This is a genomic window from Nonomuraea africana (genome assembly GCF_014873535.1).
GTDB lineage: Bacteria > Actinomycetota > Actinomycetes > Streptosporangiales > Streptosporangiaceae > Nonomuraea > Nonomuraea africana.
Map to the genome: position 1 here is coordinate 7572719 of NZ_JADBEF010000001.1, position 14592 is coordinate 7587310.

At 69.0% G+C, this 14592-nt stretch carries 12 protein-coding genes and 1 tRNA gene; 7 read left to right on the forward strand and 6 right to left on the reverse strand.

What is annotated here, in order from left to right:
• Positions 1-28: 28 nt before the first annotated feature.
• The 3 genes from H4W81_RS36070 to H4W81_RS36080 are packed head-to-tail and all read right to left on the reverse strand — an operon-like array spanning position 29 to position 2534.
• Positions 29-1309 carry a Stp1/IreP family PP2C-type Ser/Thr phosphatase gene (locus tag H4W81_RS36070; protein WP_192778887.1) on the reverse strand — a complete coding sequence of 427 codons (1281 nt, stop codon included), beginning with the start codon at positions 1307-1309 and terminating at the stop codon, positions 29-31.
• Complete coding sequence (locus tag H4W81_RS36075; protein WP_192778888.1) at positions 1306-1776, reverse strand: FHA domain-containing protein FhaB/FipA; 471 nt, start codon at positions 1774-1776, stop codon at positions 1306-1308. The genes H4W81_RS36070 and H4W81_RS36075 overlap by 4 nt, the downstream gene beginning before the upstream one ends.
• Positions 1777-1793: 17 nt before the next feature.
• Positions 1794-2534, reverse strand: a complete 741-nt coding sequence (locus tag H4W81_RS36080; RefSeq protein ID WP_183652927.1) for an FhaA domain-containing protein — start codon at positions 2532-2534, stop codon at positions 1794-1796.
• A 162-nt stretch (positions 2535-2696) separates the two neighbouring features.
• Between H4W81_RS36080 and H4W81_RS36085 the strand changes: the two genes are divergently transcribed.
• The 3 genes from H4W81_RS36085 to H4W81_RS36095 all read left to right on the forward strand — a co-directional run bounded on the left by H4W81_RS36085 (position 2697) and on the right by H4W81_RS36095 (position 7892).
• Positions 2697-2779: transfer RNA gene (locus tag H4W81_RS36085), tRNA-Leu, on the forward strand.
• Between the two features lie 380 nt (positions 2780-3159).
• The gene (locus H4W81_RS36090) at positions 3160-5931 is read left to right on the forward strand and encodes a hypothetical protein (RefSeq protein ID WP_192778889.1); all 2772 of its coding nucleotides are present in this window, start codon (positions 3160-3162) and stop codon (positions 5929-5931) included.
• Positions 5928-7892: a hypothetical protein gene (locus H4W81_RS36095; RefSeq protein ID WP_192778890.1), complete on the forward strand. Its 1965-nt coding sequence runs from the start codon at positions 5928-5930 to the stop codon at positions 7890-7892. The genes H4W81_RS36090 and H4W81_RS36095 overlap by 4 nt, the downstream gene beginning before the upstream one ends.
• 31 nt (positions 7893-7923) lie before the next feature.
• On the opposite strand, the gene H4W81_RS36100 is transcribed toward H4W81_RS36095, so the two are convergent.
• Together H4W81_RS36100 and H4W81_RS36105 are read right to left on the reverse strand one after the other, a co-directional pair.
• The gene (locus tag H4W81_RS36100) at positions 7924-8943 is read right to left on the reverse strand and encodes a hemolysin family protein (RefSeq protein WP_192778891.1); all 1020 of its coding nucleotides are present in this window, start codon (positions 8941-8943) and stop codon (positions 7924-7926) included.
• Positions 8940-10271 carry a hemolysin family protein gene (locus H4W81_RS36105; RefSeq protein ID WP_192778892.1) on the reverse strand — a complete coding sequence of 444 codons (1332 nt, stop codon included), beginning with the start codon at positions 10269-10271 and terminating at the stop codon, positions 8940-8942. The genes H4W81_RS36100 and H4W81_RS36105 overlap by 4 nt, the downstream gene beginning before the upstream one ends.
• Before the next feature lie 241 nt (positions 10272-10512).
• Between H4W81_RS36105 and H4W81_RS36110 the strand changes: the two genes are divergently transcribed.
• On the forward strand, positions 10513-11742 hold the full coding sequence (locus tag H4W81_RS36110; RefSeq protein ID WP_318782220.1) for an LCP family protein: 1230 nt from the start codon (positions 10513-10515) through the stop codon (positions 11740-11742).
• A gap of 51 nt (positions 11743-11793) precedes the next feature.
• On the opposite strand, the gene H4W81_RS36115 is transcribed toward H4W81_RS36110, so the two are convergent.
• Positions 11794-12450: a GOLPH3/VPS74 family protein gene (locus H4W81_RS36115; RefSeq protein ID WP_192778893.1), complete on the reverse strand. Its 657-nt coding sequence runs from the start codon at positions 12448-12450 to the stop codon at positions 11794-11796.
• Between the two features lie 66 nt (positions 12451-12516).
• On the opposite strand from H4W81_RS36115, the gene H4W81_RS36120 reads away from it, so the two are divergent.
• Genes H4W81_RS36120 through H4W81_RS36130 form a run of 3 tightly spaced genes read left to right on the forward strand, consistent with a single transcriptional unit; the run spans position 12517 to position 14589 of the window.
• Positions 12517-13050, forward strand: coding sequence for a DM13 domain-containing protein (locus H4W81_RS36120; RefSeq protein WP_192778894.1), 534 nt, complete (start codon positions 12517-12519; stop codon positions 13048-13050).
• A 10-nt stretch (positions 13051-13060) separates the two neighbouring features.
• A complete protein-coding gene (locus tag H4W81_RS36125; RefSeq protein ID WP_192778895.1) occupies positions 13061-13666 on the forward strand; it encodes a TenA family protein in 606 nt (201 codons plus the stop codon).
• A 44-nt stretch (positions 13667-13710) separates the two neighbouring features.
• Positions 13711-14589: an Fpg/Nei family DNA glycosylase gene (locus tag H4W81_RS36130; RefSeq protein WP_192778896.1), complete on the forward strand. Its 879-nt coding sequence runs from the start codon at positions 13711-13713 to the stop codon at positions 14587-14589.
• The last annotated feature ends 3 nt before the right edge of the window (positions 14590-14592 follow it).

Genomic DNA, 14592 nt, shown 5'->3' on the forward strand with positions numbered 1-14592 from the left:
GGACGGGGGTCGCGACCACTTCGCTCACCTACTGGGACCTCGTCTTGCTCGGGGACGGGGAAGGAGAGGGGGAGGGGGTGGTCGAGTCGTCCTGCTCGTTGGCGTCGAAATTCAGGCTGTTTATCTTGGCGAGGCCCTCGGTCTCGTCGGCGACCTTGATGCCGTCCTTGACCATGGCCTGCTCGGGCGCCGACAGATCGGAGAGCTTGCGGCCGGTCTGCTTGGCGACCTCGAAGAACTGGACGGGGCCCACCTCCTGCTGCAAGCCCCTGAAAACGACCACTTCGCCGTCCCTAGCTCCGACGAAGTACTGGTCCTGAACCCATTGCCAGCCGAAGTAGCCGCCGAACCCGGCGGCCACCACGGCCACAACCAGCACGGAGACCAGCACGGGCCACACACGGCGACGCTTGCCACGACCCGACGCCTCGGCGTCCTGGTGGTCGTCATCGTCGTCGGCGAACACCGGCTGGGGAGCGGTCACCGCGCTTACTCGCCCCGCCGAATCACCCGGGGAGCTCGAACGCGAGCGGCTCATTCCCGCCGCGCCCACCACGGCGGCCTCGGACGGGACCGGCAGGCCGTCGGCCACGTCGACGACGTCGGCGAGCACGCACGTGATGTTGTCGGGGCCACCGCCCCTGTTGGCCAGATCGATGAGCTGGCGGACGACCTCTTCGGGGTCGTCGATGTTGGTGAGCGTCGCGTGCAGTGTCTCGGCGCTCACCACCCCTGACAACCCGTCGGAGCAGAGGAGGTAGCGGTCGCCGAGCTGGGCCTCGCGAAGGGTGAGGTCGGGATCGACCTCACCGCTTCCGTCGAGCGCTCGCAGGAGGATCGACCGCTGGGGATGCGTCGCCGCTTCCTCCGGGGTGATCCGCCCGTCGTCCACGAGCTGCTGGACGAGCGTGTGGTCGTGGGTGATCTGGTAGAGCTCCCCGCGTCTGAGCAGGTAGGCGCGCGAGTCGCCGACGTGCACCAGGGCGACCTGGGTGCCGGACCAGAGCATGGCGGTGAGAGTGGTGCCCATGCCCTTGAGGCTGGGATCCCGCCCGACCATCTCGTGCAGTTTGCGGTTGGCGTCGCGTACTGCTGCCTCGATGGCGTTGAGCAGGTCACCCCCCTGTTGGCTCTCTTCGAGAGAGGCCATTGCGGCGATGGCGACGGAGCTCGCCACCTCGCCGTGTGCGTGCCCGCCCATGCCGTCGGCGACGGCGAGCAGGCGGCCGCTAGCGTACGCCGAGTCCTCGTTCCCTTCGCGGAGGAGGCCGACGTCCGAGCGGGCGGCGTAGCGGAGTGCGATGGTCATTTGCGCAATTCAATGACTGTCTTGCCGACGCGGATCGGAACACCGAGCGGCACCGGGGTCGGGCGGGTGACTTTTGAGCGGTCGAGATACGTGCCGTTGGTGGAGCCAAGATCTTCCACGATCCACTGACCGTCCTGAGGGAAGAGTCGGGCATGCCGGCTGGAAGCGTAGTCGTCGGTCACGACCAGCGTGGCGTCGTTCGCCCTGCCGATGGTGATGGGCGTCTCCGAGAGATTGATGATGGTGCCCTGCAGGGGACCGCCCGTGACGACCAGCTGGCGCGGCTCCCCCTTCTTGTTCTTGGGTTTGGCCGCCGGTTTCGCGGGCTTTGCCGGCTTGCCTCTGGTCGCCGGAGCCGTGCGCGAACCGAACAGGTCGGTCCGGATCACCCCGACTGCGGCAATGACAAAGAACCACAGCACCGCCAGGAAGGCGAGCCGGATCAGCAGCAGCGTGAGCTCGGACATGGACCGTTTGTCTACCCCTAATCGCGCCGGAACACCAGAGTCGTGCGCCCCAGGGTGACACGAGTGCCGTTCTGGAGCTCGATCCTGCGTACCGGCTGGCCGTTGACGAAGGTGCCGTTCGTGGAGCCCAGATCGACGAGCACGACCTGGGGACCCTCGACGCGCAGCTCCGCATGGTGACGTGAGACGCCTGGATCGACAAGACGAAGATCGCAGTCGGTGCCCCTCCCGAGCAAGGTCACCGGAGTGGTGAGCTCGTAGGAGCGGTCGCCCTGCGGGTCGTCCTGTGTGGAGACGAGCAGCCTGGGCCTGCCGCCGAACGCGCCTGGCCGGGAGGCCGGCAGGTCGCTCTTGGGCTGGCGGATCTCGTCCTGCTCGACCGTCGCCCCTCTGATGACGCCCGAGCGGATGCGGAACAGGCCGACCGCCAGGTCGGTGGCCGTCTCGAAGCGGACCCGGACCGGTCCCACGAAGGAGTAGCCCTGCTCCTTGGCGTACTCCCTGGCGAGGTTGGCCAGCTCGTGGCTGATGCTGTCGGCGTAGACCTCGAGCCGTTCGGCGTCGGTCGTCGACAGCTCCACCACGAAGTCGTTGGGTACGAGCGTCCGGCCCTGAGCCACGATGGCGGCCCGCTCGTCCATCTCCCTCTGCACCGCGCTGGCGACCTCGACCGGCTGAAGGTCAGATTTGAACGCCCGCGCAAAGGCCCCCTCAACCAAGCCTTCGAGCCTTCGCTCGAAGCGCTGAAGGACTCCCACCGGGTACCTCCCTTCCTCCGTGCATATCGTCGCGGCCGCTGAGGTGCCCGTGGCTCCTGAGTCGCTCTCTTGCACCCAGCTCTTCTCTCCGCGTCTTGATGCGATCGTATCCGGGTTCGGTACCAGCGTCTGATCCGTGCTACTGTTTCTCCGCACCCAAAAGGGCGGGTGGCGGAACGGCAGACGCGCACGGTTCAGGTCCGTGTGTCCGAAAGGACGTGAGGGTTCAAATCCCTCCTCGCCCACTCCGGTCGCCGATGAAATCGGCAGACCCACAGTGACGAAACAGGGCCCCGGTTCGCAAGAGCCGGGGCTTCTTTATTTGATCCGGGCCCACACCTGCTCGAAGCACGTTACACGGGTCGGCTTGCAGACCGCTTTCTAGTCACTAGCAACGTTTCGGCGGGTTGCGGGGTTTCGCTGAGAGCTGAGCGATTGGTGCGGAGCAGGTCCGGCCGGGCACCAAACAGCACTTTTCTGGCCAACGGCATATAACCGACACTCTCCGTTGACGGGTCATACCTGTGCGTATAGCGTCACGGCTGCGTCGGCCCGGCGCCCCGGTGTGACGGGGAGGCCGACGAGATCGGCGCACACACCTTCCCTACCGGTGAGGAGTTCCGTCGTGCCTGAGGCCCCCCTCCATCTCGGTTACTCGATCCTTCCCGACAGCACGCTCGAGCCTGGAACGTTCCGAATCTCGGTGAGCGCCGCACAGGGCGAGCGGCGAGCCTTCACGCTCTCCCTTCACGACGAGAGCGGCGCGCCCGTGGCCGAGCTGGCCTCGGACGGCGGCGCGGCCCACTCCGGCCCCTGCCCGCTGGACGCCCTCGGCGAGGGAAGGCCGACCGCCAGGCTCCACTCCGCCGACGGCGCGAGCGTGACGGTGGCCACCCTGCTCGATGAGGCCGCGGCGCTGGACCGGCGCCGGATCCACTTCACCTGGCCTGGCGCGGAAGCCGTACCGGGGGCGGGAGCCGTACCGGACAGCCCCGGCAGGCCGCTGGCCGAGCTCGACCCGAACGGCTCCCCCGTCGTGCTGAGCTACGACATCCCCGAACCGACCAGTTACCGCGGCCGCCAGATCATCGAGCTCGACATCCCCTCCTCCTACTTCGTGAAGCCCAGCACGACCCGCACCCCGCCCCTCTACGTCAGCCACTCGATCGGCGCCGACGCCGCGCTCACCGAGGGCTGCTTCCGCGTCTCGCTGACGCCGCCGGTCGGCGACCCCCGCCAGTTCACCTGCAACCTGTTCAACGAGGCCGGCACGCAGGTACGGAGCGTCAGCGCGATCGCCGGCCCGACCGAGTCGTCGCCGTTCACCTTCGACCAGTTCACCGGCACCACGATGACCGCCAGGGTGAACCACCAGGGAAGCAATCAGCCGGACATCGTGATCCCGCTGGTCTTCCCCGAGGGGCCCGCCGTGGCGCTGAACCGGCGCAGAATCCTGCTCACCTGCTCGGCCGCCACGGTCACCGGCCCGTTCCAGCGGGACGCCACGGCCCCGAGCACCGCGACGGGCGGCGAGGTCGTGGCGGCCTCCATGTACATCGGTCACTCCGTCACCCCCGACGACAGCCTGCCGACGGGCACGTTCGGCTTCTCCATGACCGTCCCTCCCGAGCAGCAGCGGGAGTGCTACTGCTGGCTGGTCAACGAGGCGGGCGCGGTGGTGTGGGGCATGCGTTCGGTGGCGGAGGTGACCGACTCCACCCCGTGCGCCTTCGGCCCCGTCCCGGGGAGCACGCTCACCGCCAGGCTGAACTACCAGGGCAGCGAACTGCCCGACGTGGTCGTCCCCCTGGCCTTCCCCGGCAGCCTCGCGTCGGCGCTGAACCGGCAGCGCCTGCACTTCGTCTGGTCCCATCAGCCCGTGGCGCTCGACCCGAGCGGCTTCGAACCGCAGGGTGACGAGCTGGTCGGCGCGGCGAGCCCCGGCAGACGGGCAAGCGAGCTGACGGCCGAGGAGATCGCCGACAAGTTCAGGCTGGCCCAGGACACCGCCTACTTCGACCCCGCGGTCTTCCCCAACGTCCAGGGTGGCGACGACGCCACCAGCAGAGGGCTCATCATCGAGGAGCTGAAGAAGCTCGACGAGAAGACCGTGGTCGTTCAGCTCATGGCGGGGAACAGGCTGGCGGTCTACAGGGACGCGAGCGGCCGCTACACCCACCGCTTCATCCCCGCCCCCCGCGGGGGAGCGCCCGCGCTCATGCTGGTGGAGTACTACCGCCTGTCCTCCTTCCCCGCCAGGTACGGCGCGGGCCGCACGATCAAGACGTTCTCGCTGCTCCCAGGGGAGCGCACGGAGATCCAGGTGCGCAGCTACAAGCGCACGGAGAAGGCGATCAGCCAGGCCTCCTCCATCCTCGACTCCACCAGCGACGAGGTCGAGAGCGACTTCGAGCAGAGCGTGCAGGCCGAGCACGCCACCCAGGACAACACCGGCAGGGCGTTCGAGTATCACGCGGAGGCGAGGGCCGAGGTCACGGCCACCTGGGGCTGGGGCAAGGCGAATGCCTCCGTGAGCGGAGGGGTGAAGGGCTCGTCGAACGCCACCCGCGAGGAGCTGGCCAAGAACGTCTCCACGGCCGTGGCGCACAACGCCGCGCGCGCCTCGTCCCGGCGGGACGTGACGGTCGACACCAGTCTCGACATGAAACAGGAGGAGAGCGAGGAGCAGGCCATCACCCGCACGCTGGAGAACGTGAACGTCAGCAGAACGCTGAACTTCGTCTTCAGGCAGATGAACCAGGAGTTCGTCACGCTGCTGCACCTGGTGGACGTCAGGGTGGCCTTCTTCAACGGCTTCACCGAGTCGCGTAACGAGGTGGCGCTGCCGAAGCTCGGCCGGCTCCTCGAGCTCTACATCGTCGAGGAGCACCGGCAGGAGGTGCTCACGGGCATCATCGAGGAGCTGCGCAGCATCGTCGACCACACGGGCAGGCCGAACCCGGAGTTCGTGGAGGAGGTCAGCGCGGACGACACCAGCCCCTACCTTCGGGTCAATCCCGCGGCCACCTCGACCTACCGCCCCGCGCCCGACGCGCACGAGATCACCGTCCCCGGGGTCATCGTCTCGGCCGACTCCCACGTCATGCGCACCGACGGCATCGTGGTCGACACCTTCCTCGGCAGGGGCAACGGCCTGGACGAGTACTCCACGGGCCTGCAGCGGCAGGCGGTCCGCGCCCGCCAGATCGAGAACGACACCAGGCAGGCCGAGTTGGACAGGCTCCAGCTGGCCGTCCAGCTGGTGCGCGAGCGCGACAGCGCGGGCGTGGAGCTCTACCAGCACCTGTTTCCGGTGCTGCCGGTGGTCAACCACATCGGGCAGGCCTCGATCACCGGAGGTCCCAACGGCCAGCCTGCCAAGCCGGTCGAGCCATGAGCCACACAGGAGCGCAGCCCGTGCCGCCGGGGGGCGCCGTGCTGTCCGACGAGAAGGTACTGGCCGACGGCAAGGTGACGCACGAGAAGGATGTGACTTCAGAGGACAGGGTGCGGCCGCAAACGGTGGTCCAGACGCAGGTGGAGACCGAGGACGCCCTGCACGCCGATGTGGTCGGGGACGCCGTGCTCACAGAGGGGGCCACCGATCGCGTGGCCGGCCCGCCGAGCGGGCAGGTTCCGGAGGAGGAGCTGCCCAGGTTCGAGGACGGGCCCAGGGGCCCGTCACTCAGCCAGGACGCCGCCGCCTATCTCCGCCTCCTCCAGAAGCTGTACACCTCAAGGGGAAAGGGGGTGAGTTGGAGGTCGGCGCCGCTGGCGCCCGTGTACCACCGCATGAAAGAGCTGATCAAGCGAGTCAAAACCATGATCGCCGAGATCGCGGAGTTCGAGGAGAGGAAGGCGCCCCTCCACCGGTACTTCGCGGACACGCTGGTGGACGACCTGAACGCCCTCTACGCCCTGATCGTTCACTTCGCCAGGCGCCTGGAGCATGACACATGGCGCGACGACCCGACGGAGGAGGAGCTGATCCTCCACCTGTTCAGGATGAAGTCGGGCACCCGCTACCTCTCGGGCGACGGGGATCTCGGCCACACTCCACCCACGAGCATGGTCACCCAGTGCAGGGTCGGCGGTAAGACCTTCCGTCACAAGGGGCTGCCGATTCTCGTCATCAAGCTCGAGCACCTGCCGCCCGCGATCGTGATGACCATCCTGGAGATCCGCAACAGGCGAGGCGTCTCCGGCGTGGTCTACGAGGGGAAGGACAGGGACACGGAGCCGAAGACGGCAGGAGGCCTCCGGTCGTGGCACCAGAACGAGCTCGGGCTGCTGCCGCCGCCGCCGAAGGGCGACCCCACGGGGTGGGCCAGGCCGCGAGGTCGTAGCTATCACGACTTCTGGACGGCGGACTCCGTCGAAGGCCTCGCGGGCAGGCAGAAGGACAAGAACCTGAAGATAGGAGAGACCGGGCTGTACGAGCTGACGGTCGTCGGCACGAGGTCGGCCGACATCAGGCTGCTGTACGACTACGCCCGTGACCGCTTCTTCCTCACCTTCCACTACAAGATCATCCTCGCCCCCGACAACACGACGACCAGGCCGAAGACCAAGCAGCTCAGCGTGGCGGCCGAGGAGCTCAAGCTGCCGACGGAGGGCGAGAAGTGGACCAGCGGCCTCTTCCTCGTCGACCTTCCCCTCGATTCACCCTGCGTCTCTGCGCTGGCCTCCAACGAGGAGGAGAAGGAGAAAGAGGACGAGAAGCCGTCCGCCAAGCCGTTCCCTCGCATGCTCGTCGGACCCAAGCTCGCGAAGGGCAGCGTCTCGCTCCAGGTGCCGAAGGCCCTCTGGGACCAGGCGATCAAGGCGTTCAACCAATTCCAGGAGGTTCAGGATCCCCCGAGGCCGCGACTGCGCCCCGGCAACGAGGAGAGCGAGATGATCGTCTACAACTACGTGACGAAGACGTTCTTCGACTTCCACCTCACCTGCATCTGCGACAAGAAGCGTCAGAACATCAAGAGGATCCATCTCGCCGTCCGCCTCACCGGCTGTCACACCTCAGTGATCTACTGGTGGTACGCCCTGTCGTGGACGGAGACCCCGCCCGAGGTGAAGAAGATCATGGAGCTGTGGGAGCAGAAGAAGCAGCCTGCGAAAGGGCGGCAAATCGACCTCGGCAAGGTCGCCTGGCACCTCGAGGGGGAGCCGAACGGACATGGCGTCGCCGAGCTGACCAGCTTCTGGGAGAGGATCGAGCCCTACGAGCCCCTGCTCGACGGCACGGCCCTCCTCGACAGGCTCCTCGAGGAGCTGCTGTCCAAGGCGAGGCACGTCGAGGTCGTGACTTCGCAGTCGGAAGAGGACAAGGGCAAGGTCTTCTTCCGACTGCACCAGTGAGTCCCCCGGCCCGTGCGGGGCCGGGGGACGGTCAGGCGGCCCTGGTGTCGAGGAGTTCGCCCAGCAGGTCGCTCAAGCTCACCATGCCGATGATCGACAGATCGCCCCCCGTGACCAGGCCCAGGTGCGCGCGAGCGTCCTGGAGGGCGGCCACGGCCTCGGGCACCTGGGTGACGCAGGCGAGCCTGGGCAGCGGTCTGGCCAGCTCGCCCGCGGAGACCTCGGGACGCAGCAGCGCGTCGCGCGCGTGCAGCACGCCCCTGATGTCCACTGGAGTGCCGACCAGCAACCGGAGGTGACCGCTCTGGCCCGCCGCCCGTTTGATCTGGTCGGCGCCTGCGTCGGCGGGCACCATCACGACCTGGTCGATGGGGACCATGAGGCGTTCGATGCCCTCGGCCTCCAGGCGCAGGGCCCGGGTGAGCAGGTCGTGCTCCTCGCGGTCGAGCAGGCCCATCCGGCCCGACTCCCCGACCAGCATGGCGAGCTGGCGCGGCGTCCTGGTGGTGGCCAGCTCGTCACGGGCGTGCACGCCGAACAGGCGCAGGATCAGGTTGGTGAAGCCGTTCAGCAGCCACAGCAGCGGGCGCGCCAGCGACGTGAAGGCCCTGAAGGGGACGGCCAGCAGCATCGCGGCCTTCTCGGGACGGGTCAGCGCCCACGACTTGGGCGCCATCTCGCCGATGACCATGTGGAGGAAGGTCACCAGGGCGAGCGCGATCGTCAGCGCGATCGGCACCCGCAGTCCCTCGGGCAGGCCGACGAGGGCGAAGACCGGCTCCAGGTAGTGCTCGATCGCGGGCTCGGTCACCATGCCGAGGCCGAGCGTGCACAGCGTGATGCCGAGCTGCGCGCCCGCCAGCATGAGGGACAGCTGCTTGCCGCCCTCCACCGCGGACTTGGCGACGAACCTGGTCAGCTTGGTGCCGCCCGAGGCCATCTCCTCCAGGCGGTGCCTGCGCGAGGAGACGAAGGCGAACTCGGCGGCCACGAACAGCGCGTTGAAGGCCAGCAGCGCGAGGCTGAGCGCGATCAGGGTGAGCGGGTTCACTTGGCCACCTCGACGGGCTGCTGGGCGGGCGCCAGCCGTACCCACTCGGGAACGCGGCGCTGCAGGGACAGCACCGTGAGGACGGCCTGCGCCTCCTGCTCGTCCGCGGTGAACGGGTCGGACTCGGGGGTGAGCTCCACGGTGACGGCGTCGCCTGGCTCGGCCATCCGGCCGAGCCTGGCCAGGACCAGGCCGGCCACGGTGTCGTAGTCGTCGCTCTCCGGGAGCGCGACTCCGGTGGCCCGCTCGACCTCGTCCAGCCTGAGCGTGCCGGGCACGTCCCAGACGCCGTCTGGACGCTCCAGCACACCGACGGGCTCGGGGTCGTTCTCGTCGACGAGCTCGCCGACCAGCTCCTCGGCCAGGTCCTCGACGGTGACGACGCCGGCCAGCCCGCCGTACTCGTCGATGACACAGACGAGGTCGGCCTTGGCGGCGCGCATCTGCGCCAGCACGAGAGGCAGCGGCAGCGAGTCGGGGATCAGCACGGCGGGGCGGGTGACGTCGCCGATGAGGCCGTCCTCCACGCCCGCGGCCAGCAGCTCGCGCACGCCGGTCACGCCCACGACGTCACCCTCGGGGCCGAGGACCGGGTAGCGGGAGTGACCGCACTCGCGCATCGTCGCGATGAGGTCGGAGATCGGCCGGTCGGCGCGCAGGACGACCACGCGCGGCCTCGGGACCATCGCCTCCTCGGCGATGCGGTCGCCGAACTCGAGCGCCCGCTCCAGCAGCTCCGACAGCCGGGGCGGCAGCTCGCCCGCCCTGGTGGACTCGGCGATGATCCTGGACAGTTCCTCAGGGGTGGCGCCGTGCTCCACTTCCTCCACGGGCTCGACGCCGACACGGCGGAGCAGACCGGTGGCGGCCGAGTCGAACAGCTTGATGACGGGGCCGGCGACGGCCAGGTACATCAGCGTCGAGCGGGCCAGGAACTTGGCCACGGGCTCGGGCTTGGCGATGCCGAGGTTCTTGGGGGCCAGCTCGCCGAGCACCATCTGGATGACGGTGGCCACGAGGACGCCGATCGCCACGGAGAAGGCCGCGGGCAGGTCCCCCAGCAGGGGCCGCACCAGCGTCGCGATGGCGGGTTCGGCGAGGAAACCGACGAGCAGGGCGGTGACGGTGATGCCGAGCTGCGCGCCGGAGAGCATGAACGACAGGCGTGAGGTGACCTGGAGTGCTCGTTCGGCCGCCGCGTCACCGGCGTTGGCCTGCTCCCGCAGGCTTCCTCGGTCGGCGGCGACGAAGGCGAACTCCTGGGCGACGAAGTAACCGGTCGCCGCAGTGAGAAGAAACAGGGCAAGAATGCCGAGATAGGCGCTCATTTCGAGCTCGCAGGGGGTCCCGTGCGCAGGCACGGGTTAGTACTCCATGGGTCCGGAGCGGACACGATCTTCCCTTCGGTAGAGGTCGTCCATAAACGGTAACGACCGGGGTGGCGTCAGATGTTTCCGTAGTGACTCACGGTCTGATCTGTGTACTTTTTCATGGGAATTCCTTGGTGAGACGTCTGCACTGGTGGGAGCCACGAAGTACGGTCGAACCAACCGAGGGGGAGAAGACGACGTGTCCGAGGACGACCGCACGCGGGCCATGCGCTCACCGGGCGACGGCCGCCCGCTGCCGCGAAACAGGGACGACGGCGGGCCGCGCTCGGGCGGCGCGCCCGCGCACCCGGTCCCCGGCGGCGGGCCCACCAGGGCGCACGAGCAGCCGCCGGAGCCCGAAGCGCCCCGGTCCGCCGCTCGCGTGTACGGCAAGGCTCGCTCGGGCAGCAGCCCGGTACGCCCCCTGAAGAAGCCGCCGCGCGAGCCACGTGAGCCTCGCCTGCGCGGCCGCGTCAAGGGCGGGACGATCCTGAAGATCATCGCAGGGGCGGTCGCGGTCCTGCTGGTCCTGGCCGTGGTCGGCTTCTTCTGGGTGAACTCGCGGATCCAGACCATCGACGGCGTGCTCGACGAGTACAAGGGCCGCCCGGCAGACACCCCCGGCACCAACTGGCTGCTCGTCGGCTCCGACAGCCGCGAGGGCCTGACGGCCGCCCAGCGCAGGAAGCTGGCCACCGGCCGGGCGGTCGGCCGGCGCACCGACTCGATGATGCTGCTGCACATCCCCTCGGGCGGCGACCGGCCCACGCTCGTCAGCCTCCCCCGCGACTCCGCCGTCAACATTCCGGGCCAGGTGCGGCGGGACAAGCTCAACTCCGCGTTCGCGATCGGCGGTCCCCAATTGCTGACCCGCACGGTCGAGAACGTCACGGGCATCAGGATCGACAACTACATGGAGGTCGGCTTCGCCGGGTTCGTCGGCATCGTCGACGCGGTGGGCGGCGTCGAGATCTGCGTGAAGACCCCGATCAACGACCCCAAGGCCGGGCTCAAGCTGAAGAAGGGCTGCCAGGAGATGGACGGCGGCACCGCCCTCGGCTACGTGCGCACCCGCAAGGGCGGCGCGCTGCCCGACTTCGAGCGCACCAAGCGACAGCGGCAGTTCCTGAGCGCGGTGGTGAAGAAGGCGGCCAGCCCGGGGGTGCTGATCAACCCGTTCACCTCGATCCCGCTGGCCATGGGCGCCACGGACGCGGTGCGGGTCGACACCTCCACCGGCGCCTTCGACCTGCTCTCTCTCGGCCTGGCCATGGGCGGCGACCCGGTGACGACCGTGGTGCCGTTCGGCGGCAACGAGAACGTCGCGAGCGGGCAGGCGGTCAAGTGGGACACCCCGCGGGCGCTCCGGCTGTTCGACGCGCTCAAGGAGGACCGGCCGGTGCCCAAGGACGTGCTGGACAAGGGCTGAGCCACGACGCGCGGGCCGCCTCCCCTCCGAGAGCGCGGCCCGTGCAGGCGCTCAGCCGGAGGCGCTGGTCGCGGCGCCGATGGCGGCGCTGGTCGCGGCGATCATGATGACCGCGTTGATCTCGGCGATCGTCTTGGCCACGGCCTCGCCGGCCCACGCGCCCTCGGTGATCTCCTTGATCCGCTCCTTGCTCACCCCCGGGAAGGCCTTGCGGTCGAGCTTGGCGGCGTGCAGGACGGCGATGAGCACCGCCGTACGCTCGTCGGGGTCGGCGCCGCCGAGCACGGCCGCCACCCTGGCGCGGATCTCCGCCTCCACCCTGCCGTCGGCCTCGGGCCAGCGCGTGGTGGGGAAGATGCCGAGGACCTTGCCGCGCTCCTGCGTGAGGACGCCGGTGTCGGCGAGCCTGGTCAGCAGGCGGGTCCTGAGCTTGCCCTTGCCGAGCTTGGCGACCCACCAGGCGGGCTTGCGCTCCTTGCCGTCCTCGATGATGCGCGCCATGGCGGCGTCGAGCTCGGGATCGCCGCCCCTGCCGGCGTCCTTGACGACCACCCGCTTCTGCGAGAGCTCGATCCTGCCCTCGACCGCCAGTTCGGCGAGGACGGCGCCGCCGAGCGCGGCGTCCAGCTCGGTGGAGCCGATCAGCTGTTTGCCGTCCTGCTCGCTGTGCGCGAGGAGCAGGACTTCTTCGGCGATGGTGACGCTCATGTCCCGACAGTACGTCGTAAGAGGTCCGTAAGCGTTGGGCCGCGGAACGCGTGGTGACCTGGAGACATGAAACTGCTCCGTCATCCCGTGACCTGGATCGCCGTCGCGGCGGTCTTCGGGGTCGCGATGTACCTGTTCCAGCCGTGGCGGCTCTTCACCACCGTCGAGGTGAACGAGCCGCTCCCCGAGGTGGCCGTCGCCGCCTCGCCGAGCGCCACGCCCACGTCCGCTCCGCGCGCCGCCGTCCGGGCTCCCGCGCCCGAGGTGCTGCTGTCGGGCAGGTTCGTGACCCATGAGCACAGGACCTCGGGCGTGGCCAAGGTGCTCAGGCTTCCCGACGGCAGCCGCGTCCTGCGCATCGAGAACCTGGCCACCTCCGACGGTCCCGACCTGCGCGTGTGGCTGAGCGACCAGCCCGTCACCGACTCCTGGCACAACTTCGACGACGGCGAGTATCTGGAGCTCGGCGACCTCAAGGGCAACAAGGGCAACGCCAACTACCCGATCCCGGCCGCCGCCGAGCTCGACCGGCTCACCAGCGTGTCGATCTGGTGCAAGCGCTTCAGCGTCTCCTTCGGCGCCGCGGCTCTCACCCGTTAACGTGCTCGGTATGTCGATTTCAACGGAACTGCACGCCATCGGCCGTCCGCTGCTCGAGGCACAGCTCGCGCACCCGACCGTGGCGGGCATCGGGAGGGGAGACCTCGAGGAGAAGGTCTTCAGGTCGTGGCTGGAGCAGGACTGGCTGTTCCTGCACGACTACGTGCGGGTGTTCGCCCGGCTGGCCTGGCAGGCTCCCGCCGCGCACCTGGGAGACCTCGTCGACCTGGCGCACACGACCTTCCACGACGAGCTGTCGCTGCACAGGTCCCTGTCCGCCGAGTTCGGCGCCGACCTCGACGGCGCGGTGAAGGGCCCGGCCTGCGCGGCGTACACCGCCTTCCTGCTCGAGTCGGCGGCGAACTACGCCGAGGGCCTGGCCGCGCTCTATCCGTGCATGTGGGGATATTCCACGCTCGGCCAGATCCTCGCCGAGAACAAGCCCGCCGAGCCGCGTTACCGCGCCTGGGTCGACACCTACGCCGACCCCGGTTTCGCCGCGCTGACCAGGCGCATCGCGGAGATGATCGATGAGGCGGCGCCCGACCGGCCGAGGGCGAAGGAGCTGTTCACCGAGGGCATGCGGCACGAGCTGGCCTTCTGGGACGTGCCGTAGCGCGGACGCTGCCGTCCACAGCCTGTGGACCATACTCTGGACGCATGCCGGAACTTCCCGAAGTGGAGTCGCTCGCCGAGTTCCTGCGTGAGCGGGCGGTGGGCCGCACCATGCTGGCCGTCGACGTCGTCGCCTTCCAGGCGCTCAAGACCTTCGACCCGCCCGTCACCGCGCTCGGCGGCCTGACGGTCACGGGCGTGACGAGACATGGCAAGTTTCTCGACCTCGACTGCGACGGCCTCCACCTGGTCTTCCACCTCTCGCGGGCGGGGTGGCTGCGCTGGCGCGACGACCTGTCGGGCGCGAAACCCGTCCGTCCCGGCAAGGGTCCGCTGGCGGTGAGGGTACGGCTGGCGCCCGACGACGACGGCGTGGCCCCCGGGTTCGAGCTGACCGAGGCGGGCACGCAGAAACGCCTGGCCGTCTACGTCGTCAAGGACCCCATGGCGGTCCCTGGCATCGCCTCGCTCGGCCCCGACCCGCTCGCGCCGGAGTTCACGCCGAGCTCGCTCAAGCAGATCGTGGGCGGCAGCCGTACCCAGATCAAGGGGTTGCTCCGCGACCAGAAGGTCATCGCGGGCATCGGCAACGCCTACTCCGACGAGGTGCTGCACGCGGCCAGGATGTCACCCTTCAAGATCGCCGCCACGCTGACCGACGCGCAGATCGCCGACCTGCACGAGGCGATCGTCACCACGCTCCGCGACGCGGTCGAACGGGCCCACGGGCTGGCCGCCAAGGACCTGAAGGCGGAGAAGAAGTCGGGGCTTCGCGTGCACAACAGGGCGGGGCAGACGTGCGACGTGTGCGGTGACACGATCCGCGAGGTGTCGTTCGCCGACTCGTCGCTGCAGTACTGCCCCACCTGCCAGACCGAGGGCAAGATCCTCGCCGACCGGCGGATGTCCAAGCTGCTGAAGTAGCCG

What these genes read in the sequence shown, in the direction of transcription:
- H4W81_RS36070 (WP_192778887.1), bottom strand. Translation starts at nt 1,309, where the DNA reads ATGACCATCGCACTCCGCTACGCCGCCCGCTCGGACGTCGGCCTCCTC.
- H4W81_RS36075 (WP_192778888.1), bottom strand. Translation starts at nt 1,776, where the DNA reads ATGTCCGAGCTCACGCTGCTGCTGATCCGGCTCGCCTTCCTGGCGGTG.
- H4W81_RS36095 (WP_192778890.1), top strand. Translation starts at nt 5,928, where the DNA reads ATGAGCCACACAGGAGCGCAGCCCGTGCCGCCGGGGGGCGCCGTGCTG.
- H4W81_RS36105 (WP_192778892.1), bottom strand. Translation starts at nt 10,271, where the DNA reads ATGAGCGCCTATCTCGGCATTCTTGCCCTGTTTCTTCTCACTGCGGCG.
- H4W81_RS36115 (WP_192778893.1), bottom strand. Translation starts at nt 12,450, where the DNA reads ATGAGCGTCACCATCGCCGAAGAAGTCCTGCTCCTCGCGCACAGCGAG.
- H4W81_RS36120 (WP_192778894.1), top strand. Translation starts at nt 12,517, where the DNA reads ATGAAACTGCTCCGTCATCCCGTGACCTGGATCGCCGTCGCGGCGGTC.
- H4W81_RS36125 (WP_192778895.1), top strand. Translation starts at nt 13,061, where the DNA reads ATGTCGATTTCAACGGAACTGCACGCCATCGGCCGTCCGCTGCTCGAG.
- H4W81_RS36130 (WP_192778896.1), top strand. Translation starts at nt 13,711, where the DNA reads ATGCCGGAACTTCCCGAAGTGGAGTCGCTCGCCGAGTTCCTGCGTGAG.